The organism is Pseudonocardia sp. Ae505_Ps2, from assembly GCF_001932425.1.
Lineage (GTDB): Bacteria > Actinomycetota > Actinomycetes > Mycobacteriales > Pseudonocardiaceae > Pseudonocardia.
This window is the reverse complement of the sequence record NZ_MCIP01000001.1, coordinates 2,673,872-2,694,748: the sequence shown is the minus strand read 5'-3', so window position 1 is coordinate 2,694,748 and position 20,877 is coordinate 2,673,872. Positions and strand designations below refer to the sequence as shown.

Below are 20,877 nucleotides of genomic sequence, written 5' to 3'. Positions count from 1 at the left end.
CGGGGCGCGTCAGCCGGCGCGGGCGGCGAGCCCGGGGGCCGAGACCGCGTGGTCCAGCGCGATCGCGGCGGCGCCCCGGAGCACGCCGTCCTCGCCGTGCGCGTCGTCGTGCACCGGCGGCGCGAGGGCGCGACGGAAGGCCATCAGCCCGTCGTCGTAGGCGACGGCGAACGCCTCGGGCGCCGCGGCCCGCAGCGCGGGGCCGAGCCCGGCCAGCACGACGACCTCCGGGTCGTGCGCGTTGACCAGCCCGGCGGTCCCACGGGCCAGCGACGCCGACGCGCTCGTGACCGCGGCCGCCGGGCCGGGTTCACCGGCCGCGGCACGGTCGAGCACGGCGCGGGCGTAGCTGTACGGGGCGTCCGGCTCGGGCTCGCCCAGCATCCTGGCCAGCGCCCGGCCGTCGACGCCGGTGGTCCAGCAGCCCCGCGCGCCGCAGGCGCAGCGGGCCGCCGGGTCACCGAAGGGCAGGTGCCCCAGCTCCCCCGCCGCGCCACGGGCACCGGCCTGGGCGCGCCCGTCGAGCAGCAGCGCCCCGCCGATGCCCACCTCGACGGTGAGGAACAGCGCCGTTCCCGCACCGGCCGCGGCACCGTCGCGGACCTCGGCGATGCCCGCGAGGTTGGCGTCGTTGCCGACCAGCACGGGCAGGCCCGGCCCGGCGCCGATCCGGCGCACGTCCAGCGGGCTCCAGCCCTGGCCGCCACCGGTCTCGGCGAAGTGCTCGTCGACGACCGTCGCGGCCACACCGACCCCGACCGCCACCACCGGTCCGGGTGCCTGCGCGACCAGCTCACCGACCACCCCGTCCAGCTCCGTGGCGACGGAGTCCGGGTCGCGACGCCGGTGCGGGCCCGACCGCACCGCGAACGGCACGCCGTCCAGCCCGGCGAGTCCGGCCCGCCATCCCTCGAACCGCACGTCGACGGCGACGACGCCCGGCCCGTCCGGGTTGGGTGTCAGGGTGGTGGTCGGCCGCCCGCGCCCACCGCCGGGGGCGCGCTCCTCGGTGACCCAGCCCAGGTCACGCAGCCGGGCCGCGATCTCGGTGGCCGAACCGCTGGCCAGGCGCAGCCGCCGGGCGAGCTCGACACGGGTCAGGCCGGGCTCGCGCCGGACCTCGGCCAGCACCTCGGCGGTGGCACGCCAGCGGTCGGTCTCGGCCCGTCCGGGGCGTTCACCCGGATCGGCGGCGGGCCCGGAACGTGAACCCGCCGACATCGCGGTCATCGTCGTTGACACCTCCGGCCTGCCACGATTTATCCTCGTGTCACGATGCAAAAGGCTCTCGCCTCGCCCCAGTCTCCCACCACCGGGCTCGCGCTCGCCGCGATGGCCCTCGGCGGCCTGGCCATCGGCACCACCGAGTTCGCCTCGATGGGCCTCCTGCCCGCCTTCGCCGCCGACCTCGGCGCCACCGTGCCGCAGGCCGGAACCGCCATCAGTGCCTACGCGATCGGCGTCGTCGTCGGCGCGCCGGTCCTCGCCGTGCTCGGCGCACGGTGGCCGCGCAAGCACCTGCTCCTCGCCCTGGCGGGCGCGCTGGCGGTGGCCAACGTGGCGTCGGCGTTCGCCCCGACCTTCGGCACCTTCGTCGTGACCCGGTTCCTGGCCGGACTGCCGCACGGCGCCTACTTCGGCACCGCGTCGGTGCTCGCGGCCTCGCTGGTGCCGCGCGAGCGGCGCCCGCGCGCCATCGCCACCGTCATGAGCGGGCTGATGATCGCCAACATCGTCGGTGTGCCCGGGGCGACCTGGCTCGGGCAGGCGGCGGGCTGGCCGGCCGCCTACCTGACCGTCGGCGTCGTCGCGGTGGTCACGATGCTGGCCGTGTGGCGCCTGGTCCCCGACGTCCGCGAGGAGCGCCGGGGCTCGATCCTCGGTGAGCTCTCCGCGCTGCGCCGCGGCCAGGTGTGGATCACCATGGCGGTGATCGCGACCGGGTTCGGCGGGTCGTTCGCGGTGTACAGCTACATCACCCCGGTGCTCACCGAGGTGTCCGGCCTGGCCGCCGCGGCCGTGCCGCTCGCGCTCGCCGTGTTCGGCCTCGGAATGACGCTGGGCAACCAGGTCGGCGGCCGGCTCGCCGAGGCGGCACCGGTGCGCACGATCGCGGCCGGGCTCGGCGCCGCCACGGTGTCGATGGCCCTGTTCGCGCTCACCGCGTCCTCGCCGGTGTTCGCGCTGCTGGCACTGTTCTCCCTGGCCTTCACCACCACCGCGACCACCCCGGCGCTCGCGACCCGGCTGATGGACGCCGGCCGCGAGGGCCCGACGCTGGGCGCGGCGCTGCACCACGCGGCGTTCAACGTGGCGAACGCCCTCGGTGCCGCACTGGGCGGACTCGTCCTGGCCGCCGAGTGGGGCTGGACCTCGCCCGCCGCCGTCGCGACGGTGCTGCCGCTGCTAGGCCTGGTCGCCCTGTGGCAGGCGGTGCGGATGGAGCGCGCCGAGCGGCGCGCGGAGCTCGCCCTGGCCGCCTGAGCACTCCGGTGTAAACGAGAGGTGTCGATCGGATCACCTCTGGGAAGCCTGCCTCCGAGTTGATCGTTGCGTTAAACAACGATCCCGACGGGAGGAGACCCGCGATGACCACCGGTCTGCACGAGGACGTCCTGGACGGCGCTGTCCCTGACGGCGCCGTCCCGGACGGCGGGGGCCTGTACAGCGACGTCGAGGAGCTGCTCGACGCCCTCGCCGCCGACCGCGACCGCGAGGCGCTGGTGCACCGCGACCGCCGGATCCGCGCCGGCGAGCTGGTGGACACGGTGCACCGGCTCGCCCACGTCCTCGACGGGCGGGTCGAGCGGGGATCGGTCGTCGCGCTGCTGGCGGGCAACACCCCCGAGGCCGTCGTCGCGCGGCTCGCGGTGACCCTGCTCGGTGCCGGGATCACCCAGCCGCACGAGGGCCTGTCGGCCGCCGCCACGGCCCGGATCGTCGCCGACGTCGAGGCGCCGATGGTGCTCGCCGACGCCGACGCCGCCGCGTCCGCCGAGGCGGTCCTGGCTCTCGTCGACGGCGTCGAGGTCCTCTGGCTGGGTGCCCACGACGGCGGCACCGACCTGCTGGAGCTCGCCGCGGCCGCGTCGGCCGAGCCGGTCCGGGGCCGGGCCCGCCCGCACGACGTCGAGCAGATCCGCCACACCGGCGGCACCACCGGGCACCCGAAGGGCATCACCTACACCTTCGACCACCACCGGCGCGGCGCCGAGATGCGCCGCCGGGCCGGCAACTTCGGCGCGGGCGCCACCGGCGGGCGGCTGCTCGTGGCCACCCCGGTCGCCCACGTCGGCGGCTCGATGGCCGACCGCACGCTGGCCGAGGGCGGCACCGTCGTGCTGCAGGACTCCTTCGAGCCGGGTGCGTTCCTCGCCGCGATCGAGCGGGAGCGGATCACCCACACCTTCCTGCTGCCGCCGCTGATCTACCGCCTCCTCGACCACCCCGACCTGGACCGGACCGACCTGTCGTCGCTGCGGTCGCTGGTCTACGGCGGTGCCCCCGCCAACCCGCGCCGCATCGCCGAGGCGCTGCGCCGGATCGGCCCGGTGTTCACCCAGTTCTACGGCCAGACCGAGGCCGGCGGGATCAGCGTGCTCACCGCCGAGGAGCACCGGAACCCCGACCTGCTCGGCACCGTCGGGCGGCCGATCCCCACCACCACGATCGCCATCACCGACGCCGACGGCCGGCCCGTCGCCCCGGGCGAGCGCGGCGAGCTGTGGGTGCACACCGGCATGGAGATGGACGGCTACTGGAAGCAGCCGGAGCTGAGCGCCGCGACGGTCGTCGACGGCTGGGTCCGCACCGGTGACGTCGCCCGCCAGGACGGCGACGGCTACCTACACCTGCTCGACCGCGTGAAGGACATGATCGTCGTCGTGGGCGGGCACGTGTACACCTCCGAGCTGGAGGACCTGCTCATGGAGCACCCGGCCGTCCGGCACGCCGCGGTCTTCGGGGTGCCCGACGACGACGGCACCGAGACCGTGCACGCCGCCGTCGTCACCGACTCCCCGTCCCCGAGCGCGGACGAGCTGACCGAGCTGGTCGCCGACCGCGCCGGTGCGATGTACGTGCCGCGCACCGTGGAGTTCGTCGAGCGGATCCCGCTGACCGGGATCGGCAAGACCGACAAGAAGCGGCTGCGCGCCGAGCTCGCCGGTCAGCCGCGCTGACGGACCGCCTCGTAGAGCACCACGGCCGCGGCGATCGAGGCGTTGAGCGAGTTGACCCGCCCGCGCATCGGGATGACCACCGTGGCGTCGGCCCGGTCGAGCCACGCGTCGGTCACCCCGGTCGCCTCGGTCCCGATGACCAGCGCGCTCGGCCCGGTCAGGTCGGTGGCGGCGAGCCCGGTCGTCCCCGCAGGAGTGGTGACGAGGGTGGCGATGCCGCGCCGGTCGAGCCAGTCGAGGACCTCGGGGGTCGACGCGGACGCGACCGGCACCGCGAACACCGTCCCCTTGGACGCGCGCACGACGTTGGGGTTGGCGAAGTCGGTGCCGCCCCGCTCCGGCGTCGCGATGACCACCGCGTCCACCCCGCACGCCTCGGCGGTGCGCAGCATCGCCCCGACGTTGCCGGGCTTCTCGACGCCCTCGGCGACCAGCACGAGCGGGTCCGGCCCGAGGTCCAGCTCGTCGAGCGGGCGGCCGGGGGCCGGTGCGACGGCGAGCCAGCCGTCCGGGGACTCACGGTAGGCGATCCGGGCGAACACCTCCCGGCTCACCGAGAACACCCGCGCCGACGGCATCCGGGCCAGCAGCGCGTCGGACCGCACCACCTCCGGCGCCCAGTACACCTCGCTCGGCTCGACGCCGGCGTCGAGCGCGAGCGCCAGCTCGTCGTGCCCCTCGATCACGGTGACGCCCGCCGCGTCGCGGTGGCGACGGGTGCGCAGCCGGACCAGGTTCTTGACGCGCGGGTTGGCGGTGCTGGTCAGGTCGGGCACCGGACGAGCCTAGGACACCGCCGTCCTACTCCGGGGTAACCTCCCGGTGACCGGGCTGGACACGTGGAGGGTGGGACCGATGGGCGAGCCGACGGGGATCGCGGTCGAGGTGACGGACGGGGTCGCGCGGCTGCGCCTGGACCGCCCGAAGGCGGCGAACGCGCTGCACGAGCCGATGTGGTTCGGGCTGCGTGACGCGGTGCGCGAGCTGGACGCCGACCCCGCCGTGCGGGTCGTGGTGATCAGCGGCAACGGGCGGCACTTCTGTTCGGGCATCGACGTGTCGATGCTGGGCGGGCTGCGTGAGAAGGCCTCGGGTGACTCGGTGGGTCACGGCGCCGACGCGCTGCGCCGCACGATCCTCGATCTGCAGGACTGCCTGACCGCGATCGAGCGCTGCCGCACACCGGTGATCGCCGCGATCCACGGCGTCTGCCTCGGCGCGGGCCTGGACCTGGCCGTCGCCTGCGACCTGCGCTACGCGACCGCCGACGCGTCGTTCGTGCTGAAGGAGGTCGACATGGGCCTGGCCGCCGACGTCGGCGTCCTGCAGCGGCTGCCACGCATCGTCGGCGAGGGCGTCACCCGCGAGCTGGCCTACACCTGCCGCCCGGTGTCCGGCACCGAGGCGAAGGAGCTGCGCCTGGTCAACGGCGTGTACGACGATGCCGAGGCGCTGGAGAACGGTGTCGCCGAGCTCGCCGCGTCGCTGGCGGCGAAGTCCCCGCTGGCGCTGCGCGGCACGAAGTACGCGATCACCTACGCCCGTGACCACTCCGTCGCCGACGGGCTCGACCAGATCGCCACCTGGAACGGCGGGCAGCTCGTGTCGGCCGACCTGACCGAGGCCGTCACCGCGTTCATGGAGAAGCGCCAGGGCGTCTTCCGGGACTGATCCGCCCTACCGTCGCGGGACGACCTCACCGACGACCGCGTACATCCCGGCGGGGCCGGCGGGCGACCGCCCGGCCTCGGCCCGCCAGTCGGCGACGTCGACCATGCCCGGCTCCAGCAGCTCCAGCCGGTGCCCGGGCCGGTCGACGAGCAGCCTGCGCAGCAGGGCCCGGTCCCGGGACCGGGCCGGCTGCGCGGTGTCCTGGGTGAACCGCTCGACCGTGCGCATCCGTTCGGCGATGCGCGGGTCGTCGACATCGGTGCTGCCGTGCGAGACGACGAGCATGCTGCCGGGTCCGAACGCCGTCGCGTAGCGGTCGAACAGGGCGCCGAGCAGGTCGTCGTCGCCGACGAAGTGCAGCACCGAGACCGCGAGCACGGCGACCGGCTCGGCCGGGTCGAGCAGGCCCGCCACGCCCGGGGCGGCGAGCACGGCCTCGACGTCGGTGAGGTCGGCCGCGGTGATCGAGGCACCCTCCACACCGGTCAGGAGCTGGCGGCTCATCGCGACCGACACCGGCTCGACGTCGACGTAGGCGACACGCGCCGTCGGGTCGGCACGGTGGGCGATCTCGTGCACCGGCTCGGCGGTGGGGATGCCGGAGCCGAGGTCGAGGAACTGGCGCACCCCCCGGCCGAGACAGGCACGCACGGCCCGGCCGAGGAAGGCCCGGTTGGCGAGCGCGAGCTCCCGCGTGTCGGGCAGCGCGACGAGCAGGCGCTCGGCGAACTCCCGGTCGGTGGCGAAGTTGTGGCCGCCGCCGAGCATGTAGTCGTAGATCCGCGCCGGGTTGGGCAGCGTCAGGTCGATCTCGTCCACCGGGACGGGTGCGGGTTCCGGGACGGTCATGGACCTCACCCTCCCGCCGGTGTCTCCCTGGCCGCAAGTCCCGACAGGACCTCGTGCAGCTCCGCCGCCGTGGCCGGGGTCGTGCCCGGGAGGCCCACCAGCGCGAGCAGCCGCGCGACGGCCGGTGCCCACGCCGGGCCGAGCCGGGCGTCCGCGAGCAACGCGGCGTCGCCGAGGATCTCGGCCGCCGGACCGCGCCGCACCCGCCCCCGCGCGACGACGGCGACGTCGTCGGCCCAGCGGTGGGCGAGGTCGACGTCGTGGGTGGACAGCACGACCGCGGTCCCGGCGCGTTGCAGGTCCTCCAGCACGACGACGAGCTCCTCCACCCCGGCCGGGTCCAGGCCCGCGGTCGGCTCGTCGAGCACCAGCACCCGGGGCCGGACGGCGAGGGCACCGGCGATCGCGACCCGCTTGCGCTGTCCGAACGACAGCCGGTGCGTCGGCCGGTCGGCGAGGTCGGCGATGCCGACGGCGGCCAGCGCGTCGTGCACCCGGGCGTCGACCTCGGCCCCGTCGAGACCGAGGTTGAGCGGCCCGAACGACACGTCCTGCGCGACGTCGGCGGAGAACAGCTGGTCGTCGGGGTCCTGCAGGACGAGCTGGGCGGACTCGCGCAGCCGCACCAGCCCGCGGCGGGTGCGCCGGACCGGCTCACCGTCGAGCAGTACCTCTCCGGCCGCCGGGGCGAGCAGCCCGAGCAGCAGCCGGAACAGGGTGGTCTTGCCGCCGCCGTTGGGTCCGAGCACGGCGAGCCTGCGCCCCGGGTCGACGGCGAGGTCCGCCCCGTCGAGCACGACCGGCCCGTCCGGGTAGGCGAAGACCAGTCCGCGGGCCTCCAGGACCGCGGTCACGGGAGGACCACCAGTGCCGTCAGCGGGACGGCGACGAGCAGCGCCGCGCTCGCCGCGACGAAGGCGGGCGAGACGGTGCGGGCGGGCACCCGGACGCGCAGCGATCCGTCGTAGCCGCGGGAGGCGAGGCCCGCCTCGAGGCGGCGGGCACGGTCGAAGGCCCGGACGAACACCGCGCTCCCCTGCGCGGCCAGCGACCGGAAGGTGGTCCGCCGCGTCCGGAACCCCATCCGGAGGGACTGGGCCTCCCGGACCGCGGTCAGCGAGTCCAGCAGCAGGAACAGCATCCGGTAGACGAGCAGGGTGATCTCCAGGACGGCGGGTGGCACCCACCGCAGCCGCGGCAGGGTGTCCGCGAGCGGCGTCGTCGCGGCGAAGAGGATCAGGCAGGCCACCGCCGCCAGCGAGCGTCCGACGAGCGCGGCCGCCCGGGCCGGTCCGCCCGATGCGAGTGCGAGCCACGGGTCCCCGCCCACGGTCACCAGCAGCGGCAGCGCCCCCACGACGACGAACCCGAGCGGCAGGGCGAGCAGCCGCAGCGCGGTCCGCCACGGCACCCGGGCCCCACCCAGGAGCAGCACCAGCGCCGCGCCACCGGTCAGCACGGCACCGGGCCACGGCGGGAGGACGACCGCGAGCAGCAGGAGCCCCAGCGCGAGGAACGCCTTCTCCCCCGGGTGCCGGGACCGCCAGCGGTTGGCGTGGGCGGTCTCGTCGATCAGCAGCATCAGGTCTGCCGGGCGGCCTTCTCCCGGCTGCGCGTGCGGGCGACGCCGATGCAGTAGCCGAGCACACCCGCGCCGGCCGCGGCCTGCATCGCGAAGATCCCGGACTCGATCTCGCCCGACGGCGGCTCCCACACCGGGCTGAACCACGGCTGGTAGCCGGTGGCCTCGATGGCCTCACCCGCCTGGCCGTCGGACCCGGCGTACTCGCCGGGCACGAACAGCACCGGCACCGCGAACAACGCGACGACGGCGACGACCAGCAGGATGTTCACGACGGTCGAGCGACTCACGCCGACGCCTCCTTCTCCGGGCCCTGCGCGGTCGCGGCCGGGGCGGCGCCACCGGTGTCGGTGGTCGTGCTCGTCGTCGTGGCCGTGCTCGTGGCCGGACGCAGCACGCCGAGGCGGCGCAGCTCGTCCGGGGTGATGCGCACGAGCAGCCGCACGACGAGCACGGTCAGCAGCCCCTCGGCCACGGCCAGCGGGATCTGCGTGATCGAGAAGATCGAGGCGAAGGTGACGAAGGCTCCGCCGAACCCGGAGGTGGGGTCGGGGAACGCGAGCGCCAGCTGCGCGCTGGTGATCGTGTAGGTGCCGAGGTCACCGAGGAAGGCCGCGGCGAACACCGCGGGCCCCAGCGACCCCCCGAGCCTGCGGACCACGACGTAGGCGCCGTAGGCGATCCACGGCCCGGCGATCGCCATCGAGAACGCGTTGGCGCCGAGCGTGGTCAGCCCGCCGTGGGCGAGCAGGACGGCCTGGAAGAACAGCACCACCGTCCCGAGCAGCGCCATCACCGGTGGTCGGAACAGCACCGCGCCCAGCCCGGTGCCGGTCGGGTGCGACGACGACCCGGTCACCGACGGGATCTTGAGCGCGGACAGGACGAAGGTGAACGCGCCGGCCGCGGCGAGCAGCAGCTTGGTGTCCGGATCCTCGCGCACGCGCTGTACCACGGCCCGGGCGCCGTGCACGACGAACGGCGCGGCGACGACGGTCCAGGCCGCCGCGTGCAGCGGCGGGAGATAGCCCTCGGCGATGTGCACGGGCGAACGTTACGGTCCCGCCGTTGGCTCGTGCAAGCCTGAATATCCGGACAGGTGTGCAGGATCTGACATACGGCGACGCCCGGACCCGGCCGGGTCCGGGCGTCGCCGGTGCTGCGGTGTTCTGTTCGGTGGTCAGACGCGCGCGCCGTTGGTGTGGTGCACCTCGGCGGGGCGCTCGGCGGTGGCCTTGTGCTCGGCCGCGGCGGCGAGCCGGCCGGCCGCCTGCTCGGCCTCACGACGGCGCTGCTCCCGCTCGGCGGGCGTGGTCTCGGGCGTACCGACACCGCTGCCCGGCTGCCCGGCGACGACCCGCTCCTTCGCCAGCTTCCGGGCCTTCTTCTCCGCCTTCGCGGCGGCGTCGCGCTGGGCGACCTTCTCCAGCCGCGCGGCCTTCGCCTTCGCGGCGGCCTTCTTCTCGGCAGCCGCCGCCTTCTTCTGCGCAGCACGCGCGGCCTTCGCCTGCTCGCGGGCCTTCTTCTCGGCCTTGCGGGCGGCGCGGACGGCCTTCTCCGCGTCCTTCTCCTCCGCGCGGCGGGCCTTCTTCGTCTCGGCCTTCGCGGCCTCGACGGCCTCCCGGCCGCTCTTCTTGCCCTTCTTGCTCTTCGTGCTCTTCTTGCTCACGGACTTCTTCTCCTGCACGGCCATACCCGGGTCCTCTCCTGTCCTCGCGACCGACGGCACCACGCGGGACCGGCCGACGGGGACACCGGCCGGGCGCTGAGGTGAGGGTCGCGGGACGACGGTCTCGCCGACATCGTCGGATGCGCGGCACCGCGACCCGGTGAACGGGCGGCGGCGTGCGCGGAACACGACAGGGTGCCCCCGGAGACCGGCGGGGAAACGCCCAGGTGACGGCGAGGCAACGACGACCGGCCCGGCTGCCCCGGTCGGACCATCGCGGGCACCCGACCGTCGTAGCGGGAGGGCGGTCAGCCCGCCTCGGGGACCCCGTCGTGCTGGTCCTGGTCGTCGGCGAGATGACCGCGCAGGGTCACCAGGGCCCGGGCGAGCAGCCGCGACACGTGCATCTGCGACAGCCCCACCTGGGCGGCGATCTGGGTCTGGGTCTGGTTGCCGAAGAACCGCAGCATGAGGATGGTCCGCTCCCGCTCGGGGAGCTTGCGCAGGGCCGGGCGCAGCGACTCGCGGGCCTCGACCGCGTCCATCCCGGCGTCGATCCCCCCGACGATCTCGCCGAGCGGGTTGTCGGTGTCGCCGACGAGCTTGTCGAGCGAGTCCGACCGGTAGGAGTCCTGGGCCTGCAGCCCCTCGATGACCTCCTCCCGGCTGATGTCGAGGTGCTCGGCGAGCTCGGAGACCTTCGGGGCGCGGCCGTGCCGCGAGGCCAGCTCCTCCTGGGCGCGGGTCATGCGGCTCTGGATGTCCTTGAGCCGCCGCGGCACCCGCATCGACCAGGTGCGGTCGCGGAAGTACCGGCGGATCTCCCCGGTGATCGTGGGGACGGCGTAGGCCAGGAACGGGGTGCCCTGGTCCGGGTCGAACCGGTCCAGCGCGTTGAGCAGACCGATCGCGCCGACCTGCTCCAGGTCCTCGACGGGCTCGCCGCGGTGCCGGTAGCGCCCGGCGATGTGTCGGACCACCGGGTGGAAGCCCTGTGCCAGCTCGGAGCGCAGCCGCTCCCGTTCCGGGTCCCCGGGGCCGGCGGCCGCGAAGGCACGGAGAGGCTCGACGAGGTGGGTGTACTCGTCGGGGCGGGTGTCCGCGTCCGTACTCGGCTCAGCCATGCCGTCTCCGCGGCCGGCAACGATCGACTGCCATCACCGATCGACGGTAGGCCGCGGGCCGCGGGCCCGCACGTCGAACTTCGCGTGACCTGGTCGACATTTTCGATCGGCGGTCACTCCGATGAGTTGCACGGCGACCTGGTGGGTACTGCTGCCCCATGCCCCCGACTCTGCGTGTCGAGCTGCCCGTCGAACCCGCGTCGGCAGGTCGCTCCCGCCGGGAGACCGGCAGGTGGCTCGCGTCGCTGTGCGGGACCGACGAGCAGTGCCCGACCGTGCAGGACCTCGTCCTCGCGGTGAACGAGGCCGTGTCCAACTGCATCGAGCACGCCTACGGGGCCGCCGGCTCGGAGGACACGGGCTCGGAGGGCGCCGCGACGGTCCTGCTGCACGGCGAGGCCGAGGGGTACCGGGTGCGGATGGAGGTCAGCGACCGCGGGTGCTGGCGCGACCCGCCCACCGACCCCGGCCACCGTGGACGGGGCATCGGGATGATCGAGGCGGTCGCGGAGGACGTGCGGGTGGAGCCGGGTCCTGACGGGACCACCGTCACGTTCCGGGGCCGGATCGGCCGCTGCCCGGGGCTGTGCACCCCCGCGTCCTGAGACGCCCGGGCCCACGACGGGCCCCGCAACGACAGGCCCCGCAACGACAGGGTCGCCGCACCCCACGCCCGAGGGCGGGTGACGGCGACCGGTTCTCATCGGGCCCGATCCGTCGCGGACCGGGCGGTGGGGTCGGGTCAGTCCCACATGGCGGTCGACGGGTCGTCGGACCGGTGGCCGCGGTGGCCCCCGCGGGCGACCGGGGTGTAGCGCCCGTCGTGTCGGGCCTGCTCGCTCTCGGGGTGGGGCCAGGTCTCGTTCGCGTGCTGCGTGCTGCTCTCACTCATGGTCACAGGGTGCCCACCGGACGTTCCGGGCAAGCGGAGCGCAGGAGTCGGCTCGGTAACACCTGCGCCCCGCCCGGGTGAAGACGCCCGACGGTCAGCCCGTCCTCGCGAGGCTCTTGATCGAGGCCAGGATGTCCTGCACGCGCTCCTTGGCGTCGCCGAACAGCATCTGGGTGTTGTCCCGGAAGAAGAGCGGGTTCTGGACGCCCGCGTAGCCGGTGGCCATCGACCGCTTGAAGACGATCACGTCCTTGGCGTCCCACACCCGCAGCACCGGCATCCCGGCGATCGGCGAGCCCGGGTCCTCCGAGGCGGCCGGGTTCACCGTGTCGTTGGCGCCGATCACCAGCACGACGTCGGTCTCGGCGAGGTCGTCGTTGATCTCGTCCATCTCCAGGACGATGTCGTAGGGCACCTGGGCCTCGGCGAGCAGCACGTTCATGTGGCCGGGGAGCCGTCCCGCGACCGGGTGGACACCGAAGCGCACGTTCACGCCGGCGTCGCGCAGTGACCGGGTCAGCTCCGCCACCGGGTACTGGGCCTGGGCGACCGCCATGCCGTAGCCGGGGGTGATCACGACGCTCTCGGCGTTCGCGAGCAGCTCGGCGACGCCGTCGGCGTCGATCTCGCGGTGCTCGCCCTCCACCGCCGCGGCCGCCGAGGAGGTGGCCCCGAAGTCGCCGGCGATGACCGAGATGAACGACCGGTTCATCGCCTTGCACATGATGTAGGACAGGTAGGCACCGGAGGACCCGACGAGCGCGCCGGTGATGATCAGCAGGTCGTTGCCGAGCAGGAAGCCCGCCGCCGCGGCGGCCCATCCGGAGTAGGAGTTCAGCATCGACACCACGACCGGCATGTCACCGCCGCCGATCGAGGCGACCAGGTGCAGGCCGAGCAGCAGCGCCAGCACCGTGAGCACGGCCAGGATCCACATCTGCGGCGTGATGACGAAGAACACCGTCAGCACCGCGAACGCGACGAGCGCGCCGAGGTTGAGGACGTTCTTGCCGGGCAGCATCAGCGGCGCCGACTTGATCTTCGCCGACAGCTTCAGGTAGGCGATCACCGAGCCGGTGAAGGTCACCGCCCCGATGAACACCCCGACCGCGACCTCGGCGTGGTGGATGCCCAGCAGCGGCCCCTCCAGCACCAGGTGCCCGGCCTCGACCTCCAGGAAGCCGTTCCAGCCGACCAGCACCGCGGCGAGGCCGACGAAGCTGTGCATGAGCGCGATGAGCTCGGGCATGCCCGTCATCTCGACGACGCGTGCCCGCCAGAGCCCGATCGCCGCACCGACGACGACGGCCGCGAGCAGCAGCGCGACGCCGAGCCCGGACGCCTGCCCCAGCGCGACGACGGCGGTGGCGACCAGGGCGATGGTCATGCCGGTGATGCCGAACAGCACACCGGACTTGGCGGTCTCGTGCCTCGACAGCCCGGCGAGGCTGATCACGAACAGGATGGCGGCGATCAGGTACGCCGCAGTGGTCCACGTCTGCACGGCTCAGCTCCTCGTGAACATCTGCAGCATGCGGCGCGTCACCGCGAAGCCACCGACGATGTTGATGGCGGCGAGCAGCACCGCGACCGCGGCGAGCCCGATGACCAGGGCGTCGCCGCCGGTGCCGATCTGCAGGATCGCGCCGACGACGATGATCCCGGAGATCGCGTTCGTGACCGACATCAGCGGCGTGTGCAGCGCGTGGTGCACGTTGCCGATGACGTAGAAGCCGATGACGATCGCCAGCACGAACACCGTGAGGTGCCCTGCGAGCTCGGCCGGGGCCAGTGCCGTGACCGCGAACAGCGCCACCGCGCCGACGACGCCGGCGGCGAGCCCCGTGTAGGGGGACCGTGGCTTCTCCGGCTCCGTCGCCACGGGCTCGGCGGCCGGCTGGGCCGCGGGCGCCGCACTCACCTTCACCTCGGGCGGGGGCCAGAGCGTCTCCCCCGCATGCGCGATCGTGATGCCACGGACCACCGTGTCGTCCAGGTCGAGCGCGAGCCGCCCGTCCTTCTCCGGGGTCATCAGCTTGAGCAGGTTCAGTACGTTCGTGCCGTAGAGCTGCGACGCCTGCGCGGGCAACCGGGCGGCGAGGTCGGTGTAGCCGATGATCGTCACGCCGTGGTCGGTGACGACGGCCTCGCCGGCCACCGACCCCTCCACGTTGCCGCCCTGTGAGGCCGCCATGTCGACGACCACGCTGCCCGGGCGCATCGACGCCACGTCCGCGGCGGTGATCAGTTTCGGCGCGGGCCGCCCCGGGATGAGAGCGGTGGTGATGATGATGTCGCAGTCCGCGGCCTGCTCGGAGTAGATCTCGGCCGCACGCTTGTCGTAGTCCGCCGAGGTCGCCTTGGCGTAGCCGTCGGTGGACGCCTCCTGCTCCACCTCGACGGCCAGGTACTCCCCGCCGAGCGACCGCACCTGGTCGGCGACCTCGGAGCGCGGGTCGGTCGCCCGGACCACCGCGCCCAGGCTGTTGGCGGCGGCGATGGCGGCGAGCCCGGCGACGCCCGCCCCGGCCACGAGCACCTTCGCCGGCGGGACCTTGCCCGCGGCGGTGACCTGACCGGTGAAGAACCGGCCGAACACGTGGGCCGCCTCGATCACCGCCCGGTAGCCCGCGATGTTCGCCATCGACGACAGCACGTCCATCGACTGGGCCCGCGAGATCCGGGGCACCGCGTCCATCGACAGGGCGGTGACGCCCTGGGCGGCGAGCGCGGCCGTGCGTTCCTCCTCGAAGCGCGGCGCGAGCATCGCGATCAGCACGGAGCCCTCGCGCAGCTTGCCGATCTCGTCGGACTGCGGGGCGTTGATGCGCACCACGACGTCGGTGTCCCAGACGGGGCCGTCGGCGACGTCGGCGCCCGCTTCGGCGTAGGCCTCGTCGGTGAACCCGGCCCGGGCACCGGCCCCGGACTCGACGGTGACGGCGTAGCCGAGACCGACCACCTTCGCGACCGTCTCGGGGCTCATCGCCACGCGCGTCTCGGGCTCGGACTCCGCGGCCACACCGATCCGCATCACCGGTCCCGACGGCTCAGGGCTGTCGCTCATGCACTCTCCTCGATCTTGCGCGTGCCTCGTCGCTCGCACCGGTCGTGGGTCTTTCGGAAGGTAATGCCGGAAGCGGGCGCGTGCAGTCACGACTACGTCACAGGCCGGACCGGTACCCCGGCGAGGCACGGCTGACGTGGGCGGCAGCGTAGCGCCGGGAAGAAGCTCGCAGCCCCTCCGATGTGCTGGGCGGGGGGAACGCGGACCCGGTCCCGGCGCCGCCGGCGCGCGACCACGGCGCGGGCGGCACCGGGCCGGCGCGGGCCCGCGCCGGGGCGAGCGGTCAGCGCTGACGGGCGGGCCGCACCACGATCTCGTTGACGTCGACGTCCTCGGGCTGGGCGAGGGCGAAGGACACCGCGCGGGCGATGGCATCGGGGTCGATCGCGTGGGCGCGGTAGGTGCGCATCCCGCCCGCGGCGTCCGGATCGGAGATCGAGTCCGCGAGCTCGGACGTGACCACGCCGGGGGTCAGGGTGGTCACGCGGATCGAGGGGTCGCTCTCCAGGCGGAGGCCCTCGGTGATCGCCCACGCCGCGTACTTCGTGCCCGAGTACACCGCCGCCGTCGGGACGACCTGGTGCGCGCCGATGCTCGCGGTCGTGACGAAGTGCCCGCCACCCTGCTCGGTGAACACCGGCAGGGCCGCGGCGATGCCGTGCAGCAGACCGCGCAGGTTCACGTCGACCATCCGGTCCCACTCGTCGACGAGCAGGGCGTCGAGCCGGGACAGCGGCATCACGCCCGCGTTGTTCACCAGGACGTCCACCCGGCCGTGTCGTTCCCGGGCGGAGTCGACGAACGCCCGGACGTCGTCGCGGTCGGTCACGTCGACGCGCACGGCCTCCACAGCGCCCTCCGCGCTGTCGGCCAGCGCGGCGAGCCGGTCAGTACGGCGCGCCCCGGCCACGACGACGTGCCCCTCGCCCGCGAGCCGGCGCACCACCGCCTCCCCGATCCCGCTGCTGGCCCCCGTCACCAAGATGATCTTCTGTGTGGTCATGGGCCCACCGTCGCCGGTGCGCGCACGCACCGGCAGGCCCCGGTCGTCCGGGGGTGTGCCACACCCACCCACGGCCGCGGCGGACCTCCTACCGTGTGCGCCATGGCTTCGGAGCTCGGCGCGTACCTCGCCACCCGGCGCGCCCGGATCACCCCGGACGCGGTCGGTCTGCCCTCGGCGGGGCTACGCCGGGTCCAGGGGCTGCGCCGGGAGGAGGTCGCGATGCTCGCCGGGATGAGCGTGGACTACTACGTCCGCCTGGAGCAGGGGCGCGAGCGCCGCCCGTCGGCGGAGGTCCTCGAGTCGCTGTCGACGGTCCTGCAGCTCGACGCCGACGAGCGCTCGCACCTGTTCGCCCTGGCGGGGGCCACACCCAGGAAGGCCACGGCCGTCGCGACGGACCGGGTGGACCCCGCGCTGCGGCAGCTGATGGACGCGTGGCCGGACAACCCGGCGCTGGTCCACAACCGGGCCTTCGACGTCCTGGCGACCAACGAGATCGCCGATGCGCTCTTCGACGGCTGGTCGTTCTCGCGGAACCTGATGGAGATCGTGTTCTGCGACCCGGCCGCCCGCAGCTTCTACGTCGACCGGGACGCCGTCGCGGCGAACACCGTCGCGGGGTTCCGGCTCCACCACGGCCGCGCCCCGGAGGACCCGCGGATCAGGGCGGTCCTGCACCGGCTGCTCTCGAGCGGCCCGGAGTTCGAGGCGCTGTGGGCGGCGCACGACGCGCGGGGCAAGTCGCTGGAGCGCAAGCGCCTCCGGCATCCCCGGGTGGGGCCGCTGACCCTGACCGTGCAGACCTTCGACGTCCGCTCGGCCCCAGGCCAGCAGCTCGTCGTCTACCACGGTGAGCCGGGCGCCTCCGGCGACGCCCTGCGGCTGCTCGGCTCGCTGGCCGCCACGGACCGGGCACGGGGCTGAGGCGGCTCCCCGCTCGACGTCGTCCCCCGGCCTCGGCGGGCCCGCTGTTCCGCCCGTGACGGCCGACCCCGCCCGTCGCAGGAGGGGACACCGACCGGCCCGTCGAGGCCGAGCCGCCCCGACTGCAGGCGGGCGCCGGGCCGGTCGGCCGGGTCAGGTCCGGGGCGGGGCCACCGGAACGTCCCCGCCGGCCGGAGCGGAGTAGAACTGCCGGGCCCACCGCCGGTAGCGGCCGACGGGCCCGTCACCGGGGGCGAGCTTCGGGTGCTCGACGTAGATCTGGTGGTTCCACACCGGGAAGTCGGGAGCGGCGTCCCGGAGGGTGATGTGGTGCGCCAGGCGGCTGAACAGCTGCGAGAGCGGGTCGGTGATCAGCCGGCCCAGGACGTCGGGCACGAACGGGACCTTCTCCAGCGCCACGGTGGCGCCCAGGCGAAGGTGGAGCCTGCCCGGCGCCGTGGGGGTCGCGTGCAGCAGGACGTACATGTCACCGAGCGGGCCGAGCCGCGCCACGGCCGCCAACGTCGAGAGGCCGACGACGGTCAGCTCGTAGGACGCGCTGGGGACCAACGCCCGCCCGCCCGCGGTCACCGGGATCGTGCAGGTGGGCTCCCCGATCACCGGATCGGCGTCGATGGTGAGCCCGCTCAGGCCGTGCAGCTGGGTGAGGTGCCCGAAGTCGAACGCGTTCTCGACGATCATCTGCGGATGGCCCGCGAGGTCGACCGTGGTGTGCCGGAAGACGCTGGGCCGCGGGCCGTGCAGGGCGGGCACCTCCCAGGTCGGCGGCTCTCCCAGCGCATGCCGCCACACGTAGACGGAGCTGTTCACCTCGCACACGTCGTACCGCGTCAGCGCGGCCTTCGGCGGCTGCAGCCCGTAGCCGGTCGCCACGCAGGTCCCGCTCGTGTCGAAGGCGAACCGGTGGAACGGGCAGACGATGTTCTCGCCCTCGACCGCGCCGCCCGCCCCCAGATGTGCTCCCAGGTGCGGGCAGTAGGGCCGCACGGCCCGCAGCACTCCCCCGCGGGTGCGAAAGAGCACCACCTCCTCCCCCATCAGCGTGCGGGTGAGGACGCCACCGGGCGGGAGCTCGTCGGAGAAGGCGAGGCAGAACCAGCCGTCGGGATAGGGCAGCGCGGTCGCGGTGGCGGTCGCGGTCAGCGCATCGGCGCGGGCGGGACCGGAGTCGTCGTGGACGTAGCGGGTGAGACCGGACATCGCAGGTCCTCCGTGGTGGTGGGGGTGCTCACGGGCGGGGCCGCCGGCCCCAGGCGGAGATCAGCAGGAACGGCAGGTCGGCATGCCCGGGGTCGTCGAGCAGGGCGAGGCAGTCGGAGATGTCGTCGTCGGAGACGAGATCGTGCTCGCGTAGCAGCGGGCCGAACTGCGCCAGCGAGACACGCACGAGGCTGGTGGCGTTGCCGGTCGACCCCACGACGCCGGGGGTGCAGAGCACGCCGACCTCCACCAGCCCGGCTTCGGCGAGCATCAGCGGCAGGCCGGTGGCCCACCCGATGTCGGCGCCCATCCGGCCGGACGCGAGCCGGGAGAGCCCCTCCAGGCAGCGGTGGAAGGCGGTGCGGCTGCCGCCGGGCGGGGTGATGCGGAGCGTGGCGTCGACGCAGACCCACCCGCCCGGCGCGGTCCACCCCACCATCCTGGCCAGCGCGGCGGCCCGGTCGGGCAGGTGCTCCAGCAGGGCGCGGGCGTGCACGAGGTCGAACGAGGCGGCCGGGAAGTCGTCGTGCAGGACGTCGTGCCGCAACGGCGTCAGGTTCGCGACGTCGGTCGGGAGCAGGGTGGTGTCGAGATCGGTGACCACCACCTCGCCCGGCGCACAGCGCCGGGCCAGCCAGCGCCCCACCGACCCGGTCCCCCCGCCCAGCTCCAGGCATCGCCAGCCGGGCATCGGGTCCAGTCCGTCGAGGGCCCGTCGGGAACCTGCGTCGGCGAACTCCTCGTGGGCCCGGAGTCTGCGCAGCTCCAGCGGCTCGTCGTGGTCGAGGTGACCCGCTCCGTAGCCCGCCGTCATGCCGGGCACCCGGCCCCTGCCGAGGGCTCGCCGACCGCCGGTGCGGCGTCCCGTGCCACGACCCGCAGGGTCAGGCCGCGTGCGGTGATGGTGGCCTCCACCGCGGGCCGGAACGGCTCCGGGGAGAGCGGCTCGACGCGCCACCGCCGGAGGACCGCGTGCAGCGCGGTGACCATCTCGGTCAGTGAGGTGTTCTCAGTAGCGGGTTGATCATGTCGTGCGGTCGTACTCGGTGTGGAGTAGTACGAGCGCAGCTGCGATGATCGCGCCGGTGCGCCAGGGACATAGCGTGACTCGCCGCAACGCGGCGAAGGTGGTCTTGAGCAGGGCGTTTCCGCGTTCGGCCAGAGCACGAAGGGCTGAGTGCAGGGTGTTGACGGTGCGCTGGTTGACCGTCTGCCCGCGGCCGGGGGCGAGTTTGATGGGCACGGTGAGCCGGTCGGCTTCGCCTTCGTAGCCGAGGTCGCCCAGCGCGGCGTGGGTGTCGTCGGTGAACGCGGCCAGGCCCTCGAGCAGCCCGGGGTGGGTACGGGCGCAGCGGGTGTCGTGCTCGCGGCCCGGCCGCACGTCGCTGGTCCATAGCGGCCATCCATCAGGTGCGGTGAGGACCTGGATGTTCCCGCCGTGGCGGCGGTGCTTGCCCGACCACCACAGGTCGACCCCGGGGGTGAGGCCGAGCGCGCGGCACCGGTCGGTGGCGATCAGGGTGCCGTCGAGATTCACGTGGGTGGGCCCGGCTGTGCGGGCGGCGAGCAGGGCTCCGTGCAGGCCGGGTGCGGCCGCGGCGAGGACGTCGATGCCTTCGTGCAGGTAACGGTAGGCCGTTGCAGTGCTGATCGCGTTGTCACCGGCCGAACATCGGACCCGGGTAGCATCACAGAACCAGCGGATCACCAGCACTGCCTGGGCGAACGGGGTCAACGCCCGCCGCCGGGTGCCACGTCGACGGCGTTGAAGGACCAGGAGCCGCGCCAGATAGGCCACGGTGCGCTCCCCGATCGGGAGGACAGCGGTGTAGGTGACAGGATCAGACATGCAGGACCTCGGTGACGGTGTCGATCTGTGCTGGACCGAACCGATCTACCGGGGTCCTGCCCCGTTCCCGCTCATCTCACCACCCTCGGCGTGTCGCCACGACCTGCCACCCCGCTACTGAGAACACCTCAGTGAGCCAGGGTTCCGAGCGTCGGCAACGAGAACCCGAGCTCCGATACTCAAGTATCGACCACTTTGATTAGTACCGCACCAGCGTTGAGCTGAACTCGTAGCCGAATTATGCCATCTCAGGTATCGGTCTGGACGATCTCGCACAACTCGCACTGAGCATGCTTGCTGCGCGCTCCGCGATCCACAATGGCGAAAAGCAAGCCTGGTCACTCTTTCCGGATATCTCGCTCAACAGGAGACGACGAGTGCGCACACCAAACGGAACTGCGGGAGGTTTGCAATTCTTGTTCGCGATCTCCGCGACTATAGTCCTCCTGTTCTGTTCTCCCTCTCCTGTCGGCGCAACAGTTCCTAGAGCAGCTACCGAGTCTTCCCCACCTGACACCACAACCGACTGGGAAGCGATGGCAGTCGTACCAGTAGGGCCGGCCGCGGCTGGGCCAGATGGGACAGGAGGGACGTGGAGCGAGGTGCCCCCGCCCGCAGTCGCCATGCCAGCCCCTGCTGACGGTGGTGTGCCGTCGGCGGTGATATCGGGGCCGACGGTTGACAGTGATAGCCCGCCAGCAGCGGCGCCCGGCTACGAAGTCATCGCGGTGGGTCCTGAGGTCCCTCCTGCGCCGTCCGGTCCGCCTCTCGGCGATAGCACGGTGGCGGCAGGGCAGGTCGTGGCTCCGGCTCCGGCTCCGGCTCCGGCTCCGGCTCCGGCT

22 protein-coding genes are annotated in these 20,877 nt (G+C 73.7%); 5 read left to right on the top strand and 17 right to left on the bottom strand.

The genetic code is table 11. The features are described 5' to 3' along the window. Positions 1–9: 9 nt before the first annotated feature. A complete protein-coding gene (locus tag Ae505Ps2_RS12980) occupies positions 10–1,230 on the bottom strand; it encodes an ROK family transcriptional regulator (RefSeq protein ID WP_198932130.1) in 1,221 nt (406 codons plus the stop codon). A 45-nt stretch (positions 1,231–1,275) separates the two neighbouring features. Between Ae505Ps2_RS12980 and Ae505Ps2_RS12975 the strand changes: the two genes are divergently transcribed. After that, on the top strand, positions 1,276–2,484 hold the full coding sequence (locus Ae505Ps2_RS12975) for an MFS transporter (RefSeq protein ID WP_075553653.1): 1,209 nt from the start codon (positions 1,276–1,278) through the stop codon (positions 2,482–2,484). Between the two features lie 104 nt (positions 2,485–2,588). Next, on the top strand, positions 2,589–4,181 hold the full coding sequence (locus Ae505Ps2_RS12970) for an AMP-binding protein (RefSeq protein ID WP_083695615.1): 1,593 nt from the start codon (positions 2,589–2,591) through the stop codon (positions 4,179–4,181). Here Ae505Ps2_RS12970 and Ae505Ps2_RS12965 read toward each other — a convergent pair. Then, positions 4,169–4,957, bottom strand: coding sequence for a TrmH family RNA methyltransferase (locus tag Ae505Ps2_RS12965; protein WP_020626273.1), 789 nt, complete (start codon positions 4,955–4,957; stop codon positions 4,169–4,171). The genes Ae505Ps2_RS12970 and Ae505Ps2_RS12965 overlap by 13 nt on opposite strands. Positions 4,958–5,036: 79 nt before the next feature. Here Ae505Ps2_RS12965 and Ae505Ps2_RS12960 point away from each other — a divergent pair, with 79 nt between their 5' ends. After that, positions 5,037–5,852, top strand: coding sequence for a crotonase/enoyl-CoA hydratase family protein (locus Ae505Ps2_RS12960; protein WP_075308012.1), 816 nt, complete (start codon positions 5,037–5,039; stop codon positions 5,850–5,852). Between the two features lie 6 nt (positions 5,853–5,858). Here the strand turns inward: Ae505Ps2_RS12960 and Ae505Ps2_RS12955 are convergent, their stop codons facing one another. The 7 genes from Ae505Ps2_RS12955 to Ae505Ps2_RS12925 form a co-directional block, all read right to left on the bottom strand. Next, the gene (locus Ae505Ps2_RS12955; RefSeq protein ID WP_020626271.1) at positions 5,859–6,701 is read right to left on the bottom strand and encodes an SAM-dependent methyltransferase; all 843 of its coding nucleotides are present in this window, start codon (positions 6,699–6,701) and stop codon (positions 5,859–5,861) included. Between the two features lie 5 nt (positions 6,702–6,706). Then, positions 6,707–7,555: an ATP-binding cassette domain-containing protein gene (locus Ae505Ps2_RS12950; RefSeq protein ID WP_020626270.1), complete on the bottom strand. Its 849-nt coding sequence runs from the start codon at positions 7,553–7,555 to the stop codon at positions 6,707–6,709. Beyond that, positions 7,552–8,283, bottom strand: coding sequence for a cobalt ECF transporter T component CbiQ (gene cbiQ / locus Ae505Ps2_RS12945; protein WP_020626269.1), 732 nt, complete (start codon positions 8,281–8,283; stop codon positions 7,552–7,554). The genes Ae505Ps2_RS12950 and cbiQ overlap by 4 nt, the downstream gene beginning before the upstream one ends. Further along, positions 8,283–8,573, bottom strand: a complete 291-nt coding sequence (locus Ae505Ps2_RS12940; protein ID WP_020626268.1) for an energy-coupling factor ABC transporter substrate-binding protein — start codon at positions 8,571–8,573, stop codon at positions 8,283–8,285. The genes cbiQ and Ae505Ps2_RS12940 overlap by 1 nt, the downstream gene beginning before the upstream one ends. Then, the gene (locus Ae505Ps2_RS12935; protein ID WP_075308014.1) at positions 8,570–9,328 is read right to left on the bottom strand and encodes an energy-coupling factor ABC transporter permease; all 759 of its coding nucleotides are present in this window, start codon (positions 9,326–9,328) and stop codon (positions 8,570–8,572) included. Before Ae505Ps2_RS12935 ends, Ae505Ps2_RS12940 begins: the two co-directional genes overlap by 4 nt. A 135-nt stretch (positions 9,329–9,463) precedes the next feature. Continuing rightward, on the bottom strand, positions 9,464–9,976 hold the full coding sequence (locus Ae505Ps2_RS12930; protein ID WP_075308016.1) for a hypothetical protein: 513 nt from the start codon (positions 9,974–9,976) through the stop codon (positions 9,464–9,466). A gap of 284 nt (positions 9,977–10,260) precedes the next feature. Then, positions 10,261–11,076 carry a SigB/SigF/SigG family RNA polymerase sigma factor gene (locus tag Ae505Ps2_RS12925; RefSeq protein WP_020626265.1) on the bottom strand — a complete coding sequence of 272 codons (816 nt, stop codon included), beginning with the start codon at positions 11,074–11,076 and terminating at the stop codon, positions 10,261–10,263. 158 nt (positions 11,077–11,234) lie between these two features. Here Ae505Ps2_RS12925 and Ae505Ps2_RS12920 point away from each other — a divergent pair, with 158 nt between their 5' ends. Continuing rightward, positions 11,235–11,681 carry an ATP-binding protein gene (locus Ae505Ps2_RS12920; protein WP_075308018.1) on the top strand — a complete coding sequence of 149 codons (447 nt, stop codon included), beginning with the start codon at positions 11,235–11,237 and terminating at the stop codon, positions 11,679–11,681. 137 nt (positions 11,682–11,818) lie between these two features. On the opposite strand, the gene Ae505Ps2_RS32000 is transcribed toward Ae505Ps2_RS12920, so the two are convergent. The 4 genes from Ae505Ps2_RS32000 to Ae505Ps2_RS12905 form a co-directional block, all read right to left on the bottom strand. Further along, positions 11,819–11,968: a hypothetical protein gene (locus Ae505Ps2_RS32000; RefSeq protein WP_158071455.1), complete on the bottom strand. Its 150-nt coding sequence runs from the start codon at positions 11,966–11,968 to the stop codon at positions 11,819–11,821. Positions 11,969–12,062: 94 nt separating this feature from the next. Continuing rightward, positions 12,063–13,472: a Re/Si-specific NAD(P)(+) transhydrogenase subunit beta gene (gene pntB, locus Ae505Ps2_RS12915; RefSeq protein WP_075553652.1), complete on the bottom strand. Its 1,410-nt coding sequence runs from the start codon at positions 13,470–13,472 to the stop codon at positions 12,063–12,065. A gap of 3 nt (positions 13,473–13,475) precedes the next feature. After that, positions 13,476–15,035: a Re/Si-specific NAD(P)(+) transhydrogenase subunit alpha gene (locus Ae505Ps2_RS12910; protein WP_075329746.1), complete on the bottom strand. Its 1,560-nt coding sequence runs from the start codon at positions 15,033–15,035 to the stop codon at positions 13,476–13,478. A 283-nt stretch (positions 15,036–15,318) separates the two neighbouring features. Continuing rightward, on the bottom strand, positions 15,319–16,038 hold the full coding sequence (locus Ae505Ps2_RS12905; protein WP_075312290.1) for an SDR family oxidoreductase: 720 nt from the start codon (positions 16,036–16,038) through the stop codon (positions 15,319–15,321). 102 nt (positions 16,039–16,140) lie between these two features. Between Ae505Ps2_RS12905 and Ae505Ps2_RS12900 the strand changes: the two genes are divergently transcribed. Beyond that, positions 16,141–16,965: a helix-turn-helix transcriptional regulator gene (locus tag Ae505Ps2_RS12900; RefSeq protein WP_075308020.1), complete on the top strand. Its 825-nt coding sequence runs from the start codon at positions 16,141–16,143 to the stop codon at positions 16,963–16,965. 153 nt (positions 16,966–17,118) lie between these two features. On the opposite strand, the gene Ae505Ps2_RS12895 is transcribed toward Ae505Ps2_RS12900, so the two are convergent. Genes Ae505Ps2_RS12895 through Ae505Ps2_RS12880 form a run of 4 tightly spaced genes read right to left on the bottom strand, consistent with a single transcriptional unit; the run spans position 17,119 to position 20,035 of the window. Continuing rightward, positions 17,119–18,186 carry a Rieske 2Fe-2S domain-containing protein gene (locus tag Ae505Ps2_RS12895; RefSeq protein WP_075308022.1) on the bottom strand — a complete coding sequence of 356 codons (1,068 nt, stop codon included), beginning with the start codon at positions 18,184–18,186 and terminating at the stop codon, positions 17,119–17,121. Positions 18,187–18,214: 28 nt separating this feature from the next. After that, positions 18,215–19,000, bottom strand: coding sequence for a class I SAM-dependent methyltransferase (locus Ae505Ps2_RS12890; RefSeq protein ID WP_075312292.1), 786 nt, complete (start codon positions 18,998–19,000; stop codon positions 18,215–18,217). Next, positions 18,997–19,176 (bottom strand): hypothetical protein, encoded by a 180-nt coding sequence (locus Ae505Ps2_RS12885; protein ID WP_075308024.1) that lies wholly within the window; start codon positions 19,174–19,176, stop codon positions 18,997–18,999. Before Ae505Ps2_RS12885 ends, Ae505Ps2_RS12890 begins: the two co-directional genes overlap by 4 nt. A 34-nt stretch (positions 19,177–19,210) precedes the next feature. Next, positions 19,211–20,035: a transposase family protein gene (locus Ae505Ps2_RS12880; RefSeq protein WP_075553651.1), complete on the bottom strand. Its 825-nt coding sequence runs from the start codon at positions 20,033–20,035 to the stop codon at positions 19,211–19,213. Positions 20,036–20,877: the final 842 nt, after the last annotated feature.